Origin of the sequence: Duganella sp. (assembly GCF_039595735.1) — a bacterium.
In the GTDB taxonomy this organism is placed as follows: domain Bacteria; phylum Pseudomonadota; class Gammaproteobacteria; order Burkholderiales; family Burkholderiaceae_D; genus Rugamonas.
On record NZ_JBCNLB010000002.1, the window covers coordinates 388,777 to 406,373 of the forward strand.

At 64.8% G+C, this 17,597-nt stretch carries 9 protein-coding genes; 5 read left to right on the top strand and 4 right to left on the bottom strand.

The annotated features are described in order from the left end of the window. Window positions 1-76: 76 nt before the first annotated feature. From ABDW57_RS06845 to ABDW57_RS06855, 3 genes are all read left to right on the top strand, one after another. The gene (locus tag ABDW57_RS06845) at window positions 77-2,332 is read left to right on the top strand and encodes a carboxy terminal-processing peptidase (RefSeq protein WP_343729454.1); all 2,256 of its coding nucleotides are present in this window, start codon (window positions 77-79) and stop codon (window positions 2,330-2,332) included. Between the two features lie 67 nt (window positions 2,333-2,399). Further along, window positions 2,400-4,070 (top strand): DUF2235 domain-containing protein, encoded by a 1,671-nt coding sequence (locus tag ABDW57_RS06850; protein WP_343729455.1) that lies wholly within the window; start codon window positions 2,400-2,402, stop codon window positions 4,068-4,070. Window positions 4,071-4,275: 205 nt separating this feature from the next. Next, a complete protein-coding gene (locus ABDW57_RS06855) occupies window positions 4,276-6,426 on the top strand; it encodes a gluconolaconase (protein WP_343729456.1) in 2,151 nt (716 codons plus the stop codon). A gap of 12 nt (window positions 6,427-6,438) precedes the next feature. On the opposite strand, the gene ABDW57_RS06860 is transcribed toward ABDW57_RS06855, so the two are convergent. Next, window positions 6,439-6,696 carry an NHLP-related RiPP peptide gene (locus tag ABDW57_RS06860; protein WP_343729457.1) on the bottom strand — a complete coding sequence of 86 codons (258 nt, stop codon included), beginning with the start codon at window positions 6,694-6,696 and terminating at the stop codon, window positions 6,439-6,441. Window positions 6,697-6,826: 130 nt separating this feature from the next. On the opposite strand from ABDW57_RS06860, the gene ABDW57_RS06865 reads away from it, so the two are divergent. Further along, window positions 6,827-8,008 carry a putative peptide maturation dehydrogenase gene (locus ABDW57_RS06865; protein WP_343729458.1) on the top strand — a complete coding sequence of 394 codons (1,182 nt, stop codon included), beginning with the start codon at window positions 6,827-6,829 and terminating at the stop codon, window positions 8,006-8,008. Here ABDW57_RS06865 and ABDW57_RS06870 read toward each other — a convergent pair. Continuing rightward, entirely contained in the window at window positions 7,984-12,906 is a 4,923-nt protein-coding gene (locus ABDW57_RS06870) for a response regulator (protein ID WP_343729459.1), read from the bottom strand. The genes ABDW57_RS06865 and ABDW57_RS06870 overlap by 25 nt on opposite strands. A 206-nt stretch (window positions 12,907-13,112) precedes the next feature. On the opposite strand from ABDW57_RS06870, the gene ABDW57_RS06875 reads away from it, so the two are divergent. After that, on the top strand, window positions 13,113-14,894 hold the full coding sequence (locus ABDW57_RS06875) for a glycoside hydrolase family 16 protein (protein ID WP_343729460.1): 1,782 nt from the start codon (window positions 13,113-13,115) through the stop codon (window positions 14,892-14,894). 64 nt (window positions 14,895-14,958) lie between these two features. Here the strand turns inward: ABDW57_RS06875 and ABDW57_RS06880 are convergent, their stop codons facing one another. Both ABDW57_RS06880 and ABDW57_RS06885 read right to left on the bottom strand, forming a co-directional pair. Beyond that, window positions 14,959-16,158, bottom strand: coding sequence for a DUF4861 family protein (locus ABDW57_RS06880; RefSeq protein WP_343729461.1), 1,200 nt, complete (start codon window positions 16,156-16,158; stop codon window positions 14,959-14,961). A gap of 10 nt (window positions 16,159-16,168) precedes the next feature. Then, a complete protein-coding gene (locus ABDW57_RS06885) occupies window positions 16,169-17,569 on the bottom strand; it encodes a glycoside hydrolase family 88 protein (protein WP_343729462.1) in 1,401 nt (466 codons plus the stop codon). Window positions 17,570-17,597: the final 28 nt, after the last annotated feature.

Sequence of the window (17,597 nt, forward strand, 5' to 3'; positions counted from 1 at the left end):
GTACGGGCACTGCTATCCTGTAGAATGAAGCAGCACGCATCTATGCAACAAACCTACTACATTTCGGAGTAAGCCGATGAAGAAGCAAATGCTGTTGGTGGCCGTACTTGCGGCCCTGTCAGTGCAGGCCGGCGCCGCCGTGCCAGAGAAAACGGCCGACACCGCCCTCAAACCGCAGCCCGGTCAGACCCAGGCCGCCCTGTGGGCCTCGCGGGTGCTGAGCAAATTGCACTACAAGCCGGCGCCGCTTGACGACGCCATGTCGGAAAAGATTTTCGATCGCTACTTCAAGTCGCTGGACGCGGAGAAGATGTTCTTCACCCAGGCCGACATCGATCAATACGCCATCGTGCGCACCCGCCTGGACGACGCCATCAACGGCGAAAACCTGAGCGTGCCGTTTGCCATTTTCAACCTGTACCAGCAGCGCTTCAACGAACGCATCGCCTACGCGCGCGATCTGGTCAAGCAGGGCAAGTTTGAATTCACCTCCGACGAAACCTATCAGTACGACCGCGAGAAGGCCGAGTGGGCCAAGAGTGATGCCGAGGTCAAGGATTTGTGGCGCAAACGCGTCAAGAACGAATGGCTGCGCCTGAAGCTGGCCGGCAAGGATGACAAGGCCATCCGCGAAACCCTGGACAAGCGCTACGAGGGCTACCTCAGCCCGTCGCGCAAGCTGACCAATGAAGATGTGTTCCAGATCTTCATGAACGCGTACGCCATGTCGATCGAGCCGCACACCAACTACCTCGGCCCGCGCGCGGCGGAAAACTTCGACATCGCCATGCGCCTGTCGCTGGAAGGCATCGGTTGCGTGCTGCAATCGCGCGACGACTACACCGTGGTGCGCGAGGTGGTGACCGGCAGCCCGGCCGGCCTGTCCGGCAAGATCAAGGTCGGCGACAAGATCGTCGGCGTGGCCAAGGATGAAAAATCGCCGATGACCGAAGTGCTGGGCTGGCGCCTGGACGATGTGGTGGCGCTGATCCGCGGTCCCAAGGATTCCACCGTCAAGCTGGAAATCATTCCGGCCGATGGCGGCGCCGATGCCAAGCACCAGTTCGTCTCGCTGGTGCGCCAGAAGATCAGCATGGAAGAGCAGTCGGCCAAGAAGTCCATCTACGAAGTCAAGGATGGCACGGCCAAGCGCCGGGTCGGCGTGATTTCGCTGCCGACCTTCTACATGGACTTTGAAGCGCGCCGCAAGGGCGACAAGGACTTCAAGTCGGCCACGCGCGACGTCGCGCGCCTGTTGGCCGAACTGAAGAAGGACAAGGTCGACAATGTGCTGATCGACCTGCGCAACAACGGCGGCGGTTCGCTGACCGAGGCGGTGGAACTGACCGGCCTGTTCATCGACAAAGGCCCGGTGGTGATGCAGCGCAATGGCGACAACAAGGTGGAAGTGGAAAGCGACACCAATCCGGGCATGGCCTGGGATGGTCCGATGGGGGTGCTGATCAACCGTGGTTCGGCCTCGGCGTCGGAGATTTTCGCGGCCGCGATCCAGGATTATGGCCGTGGCGTCATCATTGGCGAGCCGAGCTTCGGCAAGGGCACGGTGCAAACCCTGTTCGGCCTGGACCGCTTTGCCCAGAGCGACAAGGTGCATTATGGCGAGCTGAAATTCACCATCGCGCAATTCTTCCGCATCAATGGCGGCACCACCCAGCTGCGCGGCGTGACGCCGGACATCAAGCTGCCGACCATGGGCGATTCCGACACCTTTGGCGAATCGAGCTATGAAAACGCCTTGCCGTGGACCCAGATCAAGCCGGCCATCTACATTCCGACCGGCGACATGAAGGAAATCGTGCCGCTGCTGGATAAAAAACACGAAGCGCGCGTGTCCAAGGACAAGGACTTCCAGTACCTGGCCGAGGATATCGCGCTGGTGAAAAAGCAGCGCAAGGAAAACTCGGTGTCGCTGAATGAAGCGGTGCGCCGCAAGGAGCGCGACCAGCAGGAAGCGCGCGCCAAGCTGCGCGAGGCGCGTCTGCTGTCGAACACGCCGGGCGCGGATGATCCTATCCTGGTGCCGGACCCGAAAGACGCCCTGAACAAGGCGATTTCGGCCAAGCCGGCCAGCGGCAAGCCGGCGCCGTCGCCGAAGGTGGCGGGCGTGAAGGGCGCGCTGCGCAGTGACGACGGCCTGCAGGGCGCCGAGCGCTCGCTGGCGGCTGAACTGGAGGCGGAAAAAGCCGCCAAGGCCGCCAAGGACGTGCTGCTGAATGAAGCGGTGCACATCCTGGCGGACGAAGTGGGCGTGCTGAAGACCGACACCCGCATGGCCTCGCGCGTGCTGCCTTACGCGGCCGATGTCAAGTAACTGACCGGAGTACAGTCACAGGGCTGAGTTCCTCGGGGAGCTCAGCCTTTTTTTGTTCAGGAGATGCATGTCCACCTCAGCGCCGCCACCAAAAAATATTGTCTTGTTCATCGATGGTACTTGGAACAAGGCGTCGAACAAAAACATCACCAATGTGCGCAAGATGTTTGAGCGGGTTTATGCCCGCTCCGGCGACAAGCAAATCGCGCATTATATCGTTGGCGTCGGCGAGCGCCGTGAAGCCTATGATGAGTTGCCACTGTGGGCCAGGCGGGCCGGTATTCCCCGCGAGTCCGGCTCGGTTTTTGCCAAGGTGATGCGCAAGTGCCTGGGCGGCGCGATAGGTTACGGCATGCCGGCCAAGGTCATGGAGGCGTATGCCTTTCTGGTGGCGCATTACAATCCCGGTGACCGTATTTTCCTGTTCGGCTTCAGTCGTGGCGCGTATGCGGTGCGCTCGCTAAGCTGTTTTCTGGAGGAGGTCGGGCTGCTGCTGAAGGACTATCTGCACGAGGTGCCGCGTGCGTATCGCCTGTACAGCTCGGGTGATGCGGAGGGCATCGCCAGACTCGGCCATCATTTGCAGGCCTTGACCGGATTTGCGCGCGCGGGCGACGGCATCTATCGTCTGCCGGTGCACATGATGGGCGTGTGGGACACGGTGGGAGCGATGCGGTTCACCGATAATCATGTGCATTTCCGCGCTGATGATGAGGTGATCGATGTGCCTGAAAACATCTCGCATGTTCGGCACGCGCTGGCCCTGCATGAGTTGCGCGAGCAGTTCCAGCCGCTGTTCTGGAAGGTGAGGCAGGGCAGTGGACAATCGCTGGAGCAAGTCTGGTTTGCCGGCGCGCACGCCGATGTCGGCGGCGGCTACCGGCCGGCCGCATTGGCCAATATCGCGCTGGAATGGATGGCGTGGGAGGCGCAGCAGCTCGGCTTGCAGACCGATGCCGCGCCGGCGGCAGCGGATGCGGCGGTCAGCCAGGACGAAGTCCGGAACTCCTTCGCGCCCTGGTATGGGTACACCGCGCCACAGCTCCGGCCGTTCCTGAGTGAAGCCGAGGAAAGTTTCTTCGACAAAAACCTGGATAGCTTTGCCGTGCATTACACGGCGGCCAAGCGGATTGAACACCGCCACCAGGCCGGCTACAGTTTCTTGTGGCCGGAAGTCGATCAATGCCTGGCTGCCGTGGATGAGGCCACCATCAATCTGGCTTGGGCGCTCGGGCTGACACGCGGACGGTTGCTGGCCGGCTGTCAGCAGGCCGATATTGAACTCGATCCGCAATTTATCGAACAGGTGAGGCAGGCGATACCGGAAAAGTTCCGCAACCTGGCAGAGGCTGGCGATCGCATCCAGGATGCGAGGTCGATTATCAAGGGGGCCGTGCGGCAAGATGCCGTCGATATTGATGATTTCGCCATGTCCATTCTGGTGTACGCGCTGCTGGTGGGCGATATCCACTTCGGCTTTATTGTCGAGCAGTTGCAGCAGCTGCACAGCGAGCTGGTGGAGATGTTTGATTCGGGCGAGGAGCCGCATGCGCTGGCTTTGATCGGCGCGCGGATACGTGTCATCTCGCGCGGGCTGACTGTAGCTGCGCATCTGGCGCCCAATGCGGCGATGTGCGAGACATTGCTGAAATTGGCGCACTACGCGGTTCTGTGTTATGCCGTGGAACAAAAGGCGGCGGGGGCCGTCAAGCGCTTGAAAAAGGTCAAAAAGATATGAATGCCTGTGAAATAGGCTTTGTGAATATCTGCCATTGGAAAGATAAATTGGATTTATATGCTGTAACGCAGCATACTTCACTTGTCTCCTCTATTCTCCTCAACGGAAATAGACTTCAGCCCGCTCCCTGAGCGGGCTTTTTTTTCGCCTGAACCTGGCCAGGATCGGTTAAGCTTTCTATAAGTCAACGTTTAGGTTCAGATAAGTGTCTCCTACTCAATTCAAACTCGCATTGCTTGCGCTGGCGCTGGGTGGCGCGGCGGTGGGCGGCGGCGTCGCCTACGTGGTGGTGCACAAGTCGCCCCAACAGGAAGATATCGGCCCGGTGGCGCGGCCGAGGGCGGCCGGCACGCCAACCGGCTGGCACGCGCGCGTGACCACCATTGCCGGCGACGGCTTGCCGGGCGCCAGCAATGGCAGCGGCCGGCGCACCCGGTTTGCCGACCCGTTCGGCGTGGTGCTGGACCAGGAAGGCAATCTGTACGTGGCCGATGGCGGCGACAATAACAGTATCCGCAAGATCGACCTGGCCGGCACCAGCACCACGCTGGCCGGCAGCACCGAGGGGTATGCGGAAGGCAAGGGCGGGGCAGCCGCCTTCAATACGCCGTCCGGACTGGCGATCGACGCCGCCGGCAATCTGTATGTGGCCGACACCGGCAACAACGCCATCCGCAAGATATCCCCGGACGGTACGGTGTCCACGCTGGCCGGTGACGGCCTGGCCGGCGACAAGGATGGCAAGGGCGCCGGCGCCCAGTTCAACGGGCCGGTCGGCGTGGCGGTGGATGCCGCCGGCGCGGTCTATGTGGCCGATACTTATAACGACCGCATCCGCCGCATTGCGCCGGACGGCACCGTGACCACGGTCGCCGGCGGCAAGCGTGCAGGCAAGGCCGACGGCCCGGCCGCGCAAGCGTTGTTCGATACGCCCACCGGGCTGGTGGTCAGTGCCAGCGGCGATCTGTACATCGCGGACACGGCCAACCACGCCGTCCGCAAGCTGGCCAGGGACGGCACGGTCAGCACCATCGCCGCAGCTGCAGAAGACGATCGCGATTCGCTGCTGCGCTCGCCGGTTGGCATAGCCTTGAGCAGCGACGGTTTCCTCTATATCGCCAGCAACGGCCATGGCCGCGTGGCGCAAATCACGCCGGCCGGGCAGGTGGTGGCGCTGCAGGATGTCGACCATCCGGCCCAGCCGGGCTATGGCGCGGACGGCAGCGTGCGCCTGTATGCGCCGCGCGGCATCACCGTGGCTGCCGACGGCGCGCTGTTTGTGACCGATGGCGCCACTTTCCGCCTGCATCACCTCGCCATTGCCAGCGGCAAGGAGGAACCGCTGCCGGATGATCCGCCGCCCGGCCTGCCGGCGCACAGCGCCACCATGCAGTGGCCGCTCAAGCCGCAGAACCAGGCGCACGAAGTGGTCGGCCTGATGGGCGAGGTGCGCGGCAATTTCGATGGCGAGAGCCGCGACCATTTCCATACCGGACTGGACGTGCAGGGCGCGATTGGCACGCCGGTGCAGGCGATTACCGCCGGCAAGGTCACCGACCCGCGCGCCAGCTGGGGCTATGGCGAGTTGTCGGAAGGCCTGGCGTTTGGCGGCATGCAGTATGTGCACATGCGCGTTGGCCGCGATGGCAAGGACAAAGCCATCGATGCGCGCTTCCTGGTGTCCAAAAACGACAAGGGCGTGGCCGGCGCGGTGCGCGTCAAGCGCGGCACCCGGTTCGAGCGCGGCGAAACGCTGGGCACCATCAACCGCATGGCGCACGTGCATCTGGACTACAAGCCGAATGGCGGCCCGCTCAATCCGCTGCTGCTGCCGTTCATCGATCTGGAAGACACCATCGCGCCGGAGATCAACAGCATCAGCGTGGTGGGCGCCGACGGCAAGCCGCTGACCGAAAAGCGCGACGGCCGCCTGTACATTCCACGCAGCCTGAAGGAAGTGCAAATCGTGGTGGACGCCAGCGACCAGATCAACGGCAACCAGAAGCGCCGCCGCCTGGGCGTGTACAAACTGGGCTACCAGTTGCTGAACCAGGATGGCGATACCATTCCCGGCATGACCGAGCCCATCATCACGCAGCAGTATGACCGCCTGCCGCGCAACCGCGAGGCAGTCAAGCTGGCCTACGCGGCCAGCAGCGGTATCACGGTGCACGGCGCCAGCGAGACGCGCTTTGCCTACGCCATCAACAACCGGCTGATCAACGGCAAACTGACGCCGGGCGCATGGAAGGTGGGGGAGTTGGGGCCGGGTAATTACATCCTGCGCATCACGGCGCAGGACTATGCCGGCAATGCCGCCAACCGCAACCGCGAACTGGCGGTCACGATCGACTAGCGGGAGCGGAACTTAGCTAGGAATCACGCCGCCAGACAGCAGGAACGGCCACATCGACGCCGTGCTTTCCAGGCTGCTGACCAGTTGCTCCTTGTCGGCGGCAATCGCTTCATGCGAGGGCAGGCTGCGCTCTGCCGGGACGTCGTCCGGATGCAGGGTCACGCCGACGCCGGCCAGTGCGGCCACCGGGTCGGCCAGCAGGTGCGCGCGGAAGTCATGGTCGTGCGCGAGCTTGTCGAGGATGGCGCTGAGTTCGCTGGTATTTTTCATATTGAGTAGTCCCTCGGTTGGAATGATGAATGGCATGTCTCCATGCGCGAGTCATGCTACGGCAAACATATGCGTTTGCCAAGCGGCATCGTTGCCGCCTGGCTAGTCATCGGCTAGACTCAGCATTTCCTTGAGCAAAAAATGGGACGCCATGAAGATCCGCCGCTGCGCAGTGTTGTACATCGAATCACGCGAACAATTATCCATCGACTGGCGGGCTGTGCTGGCTGGCGGCAGCGGCCTGGCGGCCGACAGTCAGTGGGTGGCGCTGGCGCCGCATCTGGACCAGGAATTGACGATCAGCGCCGCCGAACTGGCGGCGCTGGGCGCCATCAGCCAGACCGTCTGGGGCGAGCGCGCGCCATGCGAGCAGCGTCACGGCGAGGCCTGCGTCGCGCGCTTGCTGGAACTGGGCCTGCTGATCGGCGATACGCCGCAGTACGCGGCTGCGCGCGCGCGTGATGAAACCTTGCGCGCCACCCACTGGCGCCCATTGTCGGCGCTGGCCCATACCTTTGGCCGCTGGCGCGAAGTCACCAGCGAGAACGGCATGGAGGCGCCCAGCTTCCAGGCCTTGCTGGCGCAATTCGGCGAACCGCCGCCGCCGACGCTGGACCTGCCGGCGCACAGTGCAGTCAAGCTGCCCGCCGCAGGCGGCGGGTTGCTGGATGAACCGCTGTTGCACCGTTACACCGGCCGCAATTTCGACCTGCAGGCCAGCGTGCCGCTGGCGGCGGCGGCGCGTCTGCTGCAGCGTACTTTCGGCGCGCAGGAAGTGCGCACCATCGGCCCGCATAGTTCGGTGCTGAAGAAAACCAGCCCCTCGGGCGGCGGCCTGCATCCGGTGGAGGCCTTCGTGCTGGTGCAGCGGGTGGCAGGGATTGCGCCGGGCCTGTACCACTACCATCCTATCGCGCATGAGCTGCGGCCGTTGCGCACCTTCGACGCTGCCCAGGCCGCGGCGCTGGCCAGGCAGGTGCTGGCCGACCAGCACTGGCTGGCCGATGCGCCGCTGCAGGTGCTGATGGTGGGGCGCTTGGAGCGCAGCTTCTGGAAGTACCGCAATCACCAGAAGGCCTACCGCGCGCTGGCGCTGGACGCCGGCCACCTGTCGCAAACCTTTTACCTGCTGGCGGCGGAGGCGGGCATGCCGGCGTTTGTGACGGCCGCCATCAACGACGTCGATATCGAACAGATGCTGGACCTCGACCATCTGCGCCACGCGGTGGTGGCGGTGTGCGGCTGCGGCCCGGCGGCTGCCGGCCCGCGCACCATGGTGGAACTGCGTTACGGCGAGACCGACGCCATCTGATCGCGCGCGCCGCCGTCCAGCGCCTGCGCGCTCTCGATCACCCGTTCCAGCGCGGCGGCAAAGGCCGCCAGCGCTTCGCCGTGCTGGTCGCGTTGCGGCGACAGCAGCAGCTGTTCCAGCTCGCCGGCGCTGCGGTGCAGTTCCGGCATGGACAGGTTGCCGGCCGCGCCGCGCACCTTGTGCACCAGCAACGCCGCCTGCTCAAAGGCGTCATGCGCCAGCGCGGCCTGCAAGCGTTCCGGGGTGGCCTCGAAATCCTGCACAAAACGCGCCAGCAGCACTGCCAGCAGTTTGCGGTTGCCGCCCAGCCGCGTCAGGGCGGCCTCGCTGTCGATGCCTGCCATGCTGGTCAGGGCCGGCGCGGCAATGACGGCCGGCGCCGGCGCACTCGCCGGTGCGCGCTCGGGCAGGCGCTGGATCTGCGCGGCAAGCACCGCGTATAGCCGCTCCGGATCAATCGGCTTGGTGACGTAATCGTTCATGCCCATGCCCAGGCTGCTCTCGCGGAAGCCGGCCACCGCGTGCGCGGTCATGGCGATCAGCGGCAGTTGGGTGTGCTCCGGCTTGGCGCGGATGCGGGCCGTGGCCTCGTACCCATCCATGCCCGGCATCTGTATATCCATCAGCACGGCGTCGTATCGGCCGTGGTCGACCATCTGCATGGCCTCGATGCCGCTGCCGGCCAGCTCCACTTGCACGCCCGCGCCCAGCAGCACCTCGCGCGCGACCTGCTGGTTGATGACGTTATCGTCGACCACCAGCACGCGCGCGCCGGCAATCCGTTGCGCCATCTCCGACAGCTTGGGGGAGGCCGACAAGGCCGGATGCGCCGGCAGCGCCAGGCCGAGACCGACCAGCACCGCTTCGCGCAACTGTGGCGCTTGCACCGGCTTGACCAGCAGCGCGCTGACGCCAGCCGCCGCCGCTGCCTGTTCGGCGGCCTCACGCGAGAATTCAGTCATCATCAGCACCAGCGGCAGCTCGGCATGGGTAGCGCGGATGCGCTGCGCCACAGCGCCGCCGTTCAGGTGCGGCAGATCCCAATCCAGCAGCACCAGGTCTGCACTGTCGCGCGCCAGGTAGTCCAGCGCGGCGACGCCGCTGCTGACGGTGGCGACCTGGCAGGCATCACTCTGCAATTGCTGCTCCAGCATGTCACGCATGGTGGCGTTGGCGGCCGCCACCAGCACCCGCTTGCCGGCCGCGGCGGATGGCGCTGGCGCGGTCTCCTGCTGGCACTGCAGCGTCAGTTCGAAATGGAAGCGGCTGCCATGATCGGGACGGCTGTCGATGGCGATCTGGCCGCCCATGGCCTGTACCAGCTGTTGCGAAATCGCCAGGCCCAGCCCGGTGCCGCCGTACAGGCGGGTGGTGCTGGTGTCTGCTTGCGAGAAGGCGCGGAACAGACGCTCCTGCTGCTCGGCGCTGATGCCAACGCCGGTATCCTGCACACTGAAGCGCAAGCGCACCAGCCCTGCCGCCGTGTCGGCATCCGGCACCCGTTCCACGCACAGACTGATGTGTCCGCGGGCGGTGAATTTCAGTGCATTGCCGACCAGGTTGACCAGCACCTGGTTCAGGCGCAGTGGATCGCCCACCAGGCGCAGCGGCACGTCCGGCCTGGCCCAGGTCAGCAGCTCCAGGCCTTTCTCCGCCGCCCGCCACGAGAACAGGTCGGCGATCTGCGTCAGCGTTTCGGCCAGGTCGAACGGCACCGTCTCCAGTTCCAGCTTGCCCGATTCGATCTTGGCGAAGTCCAGCACGTCGTCGATGATGCTCAGCAGGTTCTGGCCGGCGCGGCCGATCTTGGTGAAGTAATCGTGCGGCTTGGCCGGCAGGTCGAGGTGCGTGCCGAGGCCGGCAAAGCCGAGAATCGCGTTCATCGGGGTGCGGATTTCGTGGCTGATATTGGCCAGGAACTCGCTCTTGGCGCGGGTGGACGCCTCGGCATCGGCGCGCGCGCGCTGGATGGCGCTGATGGCGCTGGCCTTCTGGAAGGCCGAGATGAACGGCTCCTTCAGCGCCATGAACATCTCGATGTCCTTGCGCGCGAACGGCGTGCTTTGCTTGAACACCAGGTAGCCCTGCACCTGCTGCTCGACGCGGATGCGCACCGCCAGCATGGTGCGCTGCTTGAGGAACATGTCCGGCGCGATCACGGTGGCGGCATCGACAAACTGGGCTTGCGCCGCCGCCAGCGCCATGCCGGCGCGGGCCGAGGGCAGGGCGTCATGGCCCCAGCTGGCGCGGATCGCCAGTGGGCCGCCCGGCGCTTCGCAAATCAGCGCGTAGGCCACGCCCACTTCGCCGATCGCGCTTGACTCGCGCAGGATGGTGTTGAGCAGGGCGTCGAAATCCAGCTCGTCGTTGATCGACTTGACGATGGCGTGCACCCGCTCCAGGTGCAGGGTGCGCGAGTACACCTGCTGCTGCAGATTGCGCACGCGCCAGCGGTAGGCCCCCCAGCCGGAAGCCAGCACCGCCAGCACGGTGCCGAGGCGCGTCCACCAGGTCTGATACCAGGCCGGCAGGAAGTGCAGCTCCATGCTCAGTTCATGCGGGCTCCAGGTGCCGTCGCGGTTACTGCCGCGCATCGCCAGGCGATAGCGGCCGGGCGGCACATTGGCATACGTGGCGGCGCGGTGGCTGGCGTCGGCTTCCACCCAGTCCTTGTCGTAGCCCTCCAGGCGGAAGGCGTAGCGGTTGCGGTGGCTGGCGGAATAGTCCAGCGCGGCGACTTCCACTTCCACCTTGCGCGTGCCGGGCGGGATGTCCAGCGCCTTTGCCTGCGGCGCCAGCAGGGGCGCGGCCGCCACCAGCTGGTGGTCCAGCCGCACCGAGCTGACCACCAGCGGCGGCTGATAGCGCCAGGGATGCGGCAGTTCCGGCCGCACCACGACGTAGCCGCCCGAGGTGCCAAACACGATATCGTCCTGGGCCGTGCGGCCGGCCGCACCAACGATGTAGGGCTGGAACACCAGCCCGGCGGCGCGGTCCAGGATGTGGACCTTCAAGCTGGTTTCATCGACCGTGGCCAGGCCGTCGGTGGACGACAGCCACATGCGGCCGCGACGGTCTGGCTGCAGGGCCGCGACGGTCAGGCTGGGCAGGCCGTCGGCCATGCCCAGACGCAGAAAGCGGCGCGTGCCGTCCCGGTTGCGGCCGGCGAGAATGCTGATGCCGGCGCCGTTGCTGCCGATCCAGAGCCGGCCCTGATGATCGAAGGCCAGCGAGGTGATCACGCTGTGCGGCAGCGACTGGTTGGGCACCACATCCGGCAGAATCTGCTCGGCCTTGCCGCTGGCCGGATCGAAATGATTCAAGCCGTTGCGGGTGCCGACCCACAGCGTGCCGTCCGGCGCCGCGCGCATGGTGGTGATGCGGCTGTCGCTCAAGCCGCCGCTGGCGGCCGGGCCCTGGCCGTACAGCTGGGCGCTGCGGCTGCGCGTGTCGTAGCGCAGCAGGCCGCCCGGCACACCCAGCCACAGGATCTCGCCTTGCCGCACGATGCTGCCGATGCGCGGATAGGGATCGGTCTGCGGCAGCGGCACGCGCTCGGCGCGGGTGCCGCGGCCGCTGGTGCGGTACAGGCCGAGCGCGGTGGCGATCCAGGCTTCCTCCGGCTCGGCCTCGGCCATCCCGAGGATCAGGCGGTTGGGCAGGGCGTGCTCGGGCCGGGCCGGGTCCGGCCGCAGCCCGGCGCTGCGGCTGCCGTCCGGACCGATCAGGTCGATCCCCTGGTCGCCCAGCGCCACCCACAGGCGGTTGCCGCTGTCGGTCATGAAGGCGAAGGCCGAGATTTCCGGCAGGCCGGCGCCATCCAGGATGGTGGCCACGGTGTCGTTGGCCGGGTTGTGGATGTCGACCCCGCGTTCATTGGCCACCCACACCAGGCCGCTGCGGTCGCGCCACACGGCGGCCGTGCGGTCATGCCCCAGGCTGATCGAGGTGGCCGGCCGGTGCATGATGCGGCGGCCGTTGCCGTTGATATCGAATTCGATCACCCCGCCGCCGTAGGTGGCGGCCCACCATTTGTCGCCGCTGGTCTGGGCAATCGACAGGACCATGGCGCTGCCGGCGTCCTTGACTTGCGGCAGCGTCAGCACCCGGGCAACGTCGCCGGCGCGCGCCAGGCCGACGCCGCTCTTGAGCGTGCCGAACAGCACCTCGCCGCTGCCGTGGCTGGCCAGTGACAGCACGGCATCGGCTGCGGCGTTGGCAAACGGCAAGTCTTCAAACTTGCCGCTGCGGCTGTCGCGCCGCGACAGCCCGGCATTGGTGCCGATCCACAGGTCGCCGGCCTGGTCCATGACGAGGGCGCGCACCTGGTTGCTGCGCGGGCCGCCGGCGGCGCTGGCTTCGCGCGGGTAGTGGCGGATGGCGCCGCCGCGGGCGGTGTCGATGTAATCGAGTCCGGCGGCGGTGCCGACCCAGACGCCGCCGTGCGCGTCGCTGGCCAGGGCGGTGATGGCCGGGCTGCTCAGACCCTGCGGTCCGGCCGGATAGCGCACAAAGCTTTCGCTGCGCTTGTCATACATGGCGACGCCGCCGGTGGTGGTGCCCAGCCACAGCCGGCCCAGCCGGTCGACGTGCAGGGTCTGGACAAAGTCGCCCGGCAAGCTGTGCGGATCATCGGCCTTGAAGAGGAAATTGCGCATGCGGTAGCCGTCCCAGCGGCCGAGGCCGGCCTGGGTGGCAAACCAGATAAAGCCGTCGCCATCCTGGGCGATGCTCATCGTGATCGGGTTGGGGAAGCCGCGTTCGGCCGGCACCAGGTGCTCGAACATGGTGGGCGCGAGTTTTTGCCAGGACGTGGTCGCGGCAGGGGCGAGCAGCGGCGCCAGCGACAGCGCGACCGCTAAGGCGCGGCCAGCAAAAGGATAGAAAGAATCGCGCACAAGTTACCGTATAAAAGCACCCATGCCCGATGGCAATGGGAAATGCGTTTGAAAGCATACGGAATAGTTGGTCTACTGTCTATTTATAACAGCAAGCCAGTGTCTCCTTGCGTGCTCGCGTTGACAAAAAATATTTATCGGAATATATTTTGGATTCGCGATTGGAATCGTTTCCAATTTGTTCGGAGTGTGGATAAGGAGACATAATGAAAAACCAGAAATGCGTTTTGTCCGCCGTTGCCGCCAGCCTGGCGCTGGCCTATGGCTTGCCCGCGACGGCCAGCGTCACCAGTCCTGTCATCGGCGCCTTGCTGTGGTCGGAAGAGTTCAATGGCACGGCGCTCAACACCAGCTTGTGGAACACTTACGACGGCAATGGCTGCCAGATCAACCTGTGCGGTTATGGCAACCAGGAGCTGGAGTACTACAGCGCGAACAACCTGTCCATCGTCAACGTGCCGTTTGAAACGGCCACGCGGGCGCTGGCGATCCAGGCGCGCAACCAGACGGTGGGCAGCAACGTCTTCACCTCGGGCAAAATCGACTCCTTCAACAAGGTGCAGGTGCAGTACGGCATGGTGGAAATCCGCATGGCCACGCCGCAACTTGGCACCGGCCTGTGGCCGGCCGCGTGGATGCTGGGCGTGAGCCCGCAGACCTGGCCGCGCAAGGGCGAGATCGACATCATGGAAATGGGCCACAAGGCCAGCAGCCGGGCGGCGGCCGGCACGCCGACGCCGGCCATCGACAACTTCACCGGCGCCAACGTCATCACCTGGCAGCAGGCCGCCTGCGTGCCGGGCAACGAAAGCTGCGCCGCCTCGACCGCATGGCAGACCAAGAACTGGTACGTGCCGGCGCAATCGCTGGCCAACCGTTTCGTGATCTACCGTTTCTACTGGACCGAATCGCAGATGCGCTTCACGGTGATCGACAATGGCCTGGAATACGACATGTACAACAGCCCGCTGCCGGTGAACTCGACCGCGCTGCAGGCGCCGTTCTACCTGCTGTTCAATCTGGCGGTGGGTGGAAACTTTACGGACGCGGCCACGCCGGCCCAGGTGACCGCGCCGTTGCCGGGCACCATGTACGTGGATTATGTGCGCGTGTACCAGCTGGACGGCAAGGGCTCGGTCAAGCTGGGCAACCAGACCCCCGCCGAAGTCGGCAAGTTTGGCGTCTTCACCGACAACACCGTGGTCAACAACAAGCTGGAGGCGGGTGTCACCTCGGACGTGTTCGTGTGGAACACGGCATCCACCTCGGCCGGCAACATCGCGCCGTACGAAGGGGCGAACGCCATGTCGTGGAGTTTCAACACGCCAGGCTCATGGTTTGGCGGCAGCGTGCAATCGCGCCAGGCGCGCGACATGAGCGGCTTCCGCAACGGCAATATGAAGTTGAAGATCAAGATTCCGGCGAATGTGGCGTTCACGGTTGGCATCCAGGACACCTACACCAATCAAAACGCGGTGAAATTCCCGGCCAACGCCACCACCTACGGGCTGGTCCGCAACGGCGACTGGGGCACGGCCACCATCCCGATTGCCGACCTGGCCGGACCGAAGATCGCCTTGCAATCGATGCTGGACATGTTCCAGATTGCCAGCGACGGCGCAGCCTTGCCGCAATCGGCGTTCCAGATGTCGATAGACGACGTAATCTGGGATAGCGGCGTGACGCCAACGCCTACCCCGACGCCAACACCCACCCCGACACCAACGCCGACGCCAGCGCCGACCGCCACCCAAACCAGCTCAACGATGCTGAAATTCACCATCAACACATCGAGCTGGGCGGACGTGCACTACACCGTCAACAATGGTGGCCAGCTCAACGTGCGGATGACGCAAGCGAGCGGCATCAACAGCTACACCGCCAGCGGCCTGAAAGCCGGCGACGTAGTGCGTTACAACTACACCTACTGGGAGAGCAACAACAACTACGCCGTCGACACCGCCCAGCAAACCTACACCATGAAATAAATCCGGGGTCAGGTCCGGAAATTCACATGAGCTCGTGTAGAAATGACGGACCTGACCCCGGAGTTCAGGGGGCGACGGTGGCTTGCAGCGGGTGGGCGGCGCGGGTGGCGATGAATTTGACTTTCTCTTGCCACTCGGCCGCCGTTTTTACGTGGCCGGCGCGGTCCCACGCCGCGCCGATGTAGTAGCGCAGCGGTTTGCCCGATTCCACCGGCGCGAGGATCAGTTCATTGAGCGCGTCCTCTGCCGTGCCACTTGCCGTCGGCAGCACGATGGCGGTGCCGAACGCGCCTTTGGTGTCTTGCGTAACCCATTGCGTCAGGGTCGTGCCCTCGCGGCTGACCGTGATTTTTTCGTTCTGGTTTTTGTCGGCCGGCTTCTTGTTCAGGCCGACCGCCACCGTCAGCTGCGACGGGCCGCTGAAGGTGAAGGTGCTGTCCATGGTGTCAAAGTCCTGGCCGGCATCGACAGTGAAGCGCTTGACTTCGCTCACCCTGGCGCCAGCCGCATCCCAGCCTTCATACGTCAGCTCGAACACGCTGCGGATCGGGCCGTTGGCCAGCACTTTCCACGACGCGTAGTTGCGGCCCACGTACAGCTGCTTGCCATCCCACACGCCGGTGCCGCCGGCGCCGCGCGATTTGCCGACGTTGTACATGTCCATACCTTCACCTTCATCGTGGTGATAGTGGTCGTGGCCCTTGTTGTACCAGCGGTCGACGATCGGATAGCTGACGCGCTTGAACCAGATGTCCAGCCCGCTCGTGACCAGCACTTCCTTGCCGACGCCGGCAGTGTCCGGCGCGCCCAGCGCCGGGCCGTAGGTGCGGTGCGCAATGTGATCGTTTTCCCAGGCGAAGTCATCCAGGCGTTCCGGCACGTAGCGGGCGAAGGTCCTGGTGGCGAACGGCTGGGTTACGCTCTCGGTCTTTTCGACCGTGAAAGTGGCCTGTTTTTCGCCGGCCGCAAAGCTGTGCTGGAAGTACAGCTCGCCATACGCGACGCCGATCCCTTGCGGGTCCTTGGCCTGCGGCTTGACGTTGCTGACCTGGTAGGGCAGCAGATTGCCCTTGCTGTCCTTGACCGCGATCTTCTGGATCAGCGCGCCGGGCAGGGCGCGGTTGATCTCGCTCCACGGGATGGCGATGGTTTCCGAGGGGCGCGCCTGGTCCATGTCATTGGTCACGGTGATGCGCGCCAGTTCGGCCGCGTGCAGCGCGCCGCCAGCCAGCAGGGCGGCAATCGGTAACAGATAAGTACGCATGGCGGTCCTCTTATTCATGGCTGTAGTTGGTGGCGCCGGCATCTTTCGGCACGTAGTGGTAGGTGCGCAGCTTGACCTGGATGTCGATCTTGGGATTGTTGAGCAGCTTGATCATCTCGGCGCCAGCCAGCAGGGCCGGGCCGTAGCCGTGCAGCGCGTCGACGCTGGTCGGGCGGTTGTAGTAGTAGATGTGGTCGCTGGCGAAGGTGGTGCCGACGCAAGTGCCTTCCACCTGGCCGCGGGCGTTGATGCGGGTCGACAGGCCGACCCAGCCGGCCTGCGCGATCGACCCGTAGGTCGCGGCGCTGATCCAGCCTTCGTTGATGGCGTGCGCGATCACATAGGTGAACATGGCGCTGGCCGAGGTTTCAAGGTAGGAGTCGTTGCGGTCGATCATCTGGTGCCACAGGCCGGTGCCGGATTGCTGCTCGGCGATGCCGCGCAGCGCCAGGCGCAGCTGCGCCAGCACTTTCGGATAGCCGGGATGGTCTTTCGGCAGCACGTCCAGCAGGTCGCTCATGGTCAGCACGGCCCAGCCGTTGGCGCGCGCCCAGTAGAAGCGCGGCGCGTCGGGGTTGTTGGCGTTCCAGCCGTGGGTGTACAGGTTGAGCTGCGGATTGAACAGGTAGCCGCTCATTTGCAGCACGTTCCTGACGGCGTCGTCGTAGTACTCGCGCTTGCCGGTCAGGTGGCCCATCTCGGCCAGCGCCGGCACGCCCATATACATATCGTCGGCCCACAGCGACACCGCTTGCGGCCGCTCGCGCGCCAGGGTGCCGTCTTTCAGGCGGAACTGTTTTTTGTAGACCCAGTTGCTGCAGGTCTCGATGAACTGGCCCATGTCCGGGCCGATTTTGGCAAAGCGGGCACGGATCAGGGCCGCGCACATGGAGCCGGCGTCATCCAGCGAGCGCGGATCGATGAAGCGGGTGAAGCTGTTGGCGCGCTTCAGGTGGAACTGCTCTTCCTGCGCCTTGAAGTAGGGCAGCTTGTCGCGCATGAACTGGAAGTGGCGCTCGGTCATGGCCGTGAATTTTTTGTCGCCGGTGACGGCGGCAGTTTTGATCAGGCCGGCGTGCACCACGCCCATTTCGTAGACCTGGATACCCCATTCGGCGCTGCTCGGCTCGACGATGGCATCGGCCACCGGCTTGCTGAAGTCGGTGATCTGCACGCCGGTGTCCTTGTGGATCACCTTGGTGGGGGTGGTCGCTTCCAGGTAGCCGCGGATGCGGTCCAGCGAGGCGGTGATTTCGGCCACGGTCGGCTTCTTGTAGGGCACGGGATACGTGCCTTCGCCGGCGTCGTAGACGCTCTTGTTGTCCGGGTTGCGGTAAGCGCCATCCGCATGGGCTGGCAGGGCGATCAGGGTGGCGGCAACAGCCGCGATCAGGGCGGTGGGGGAGGTCACGGGTTTTCGTCTCTTTGTTGTTGTTAAA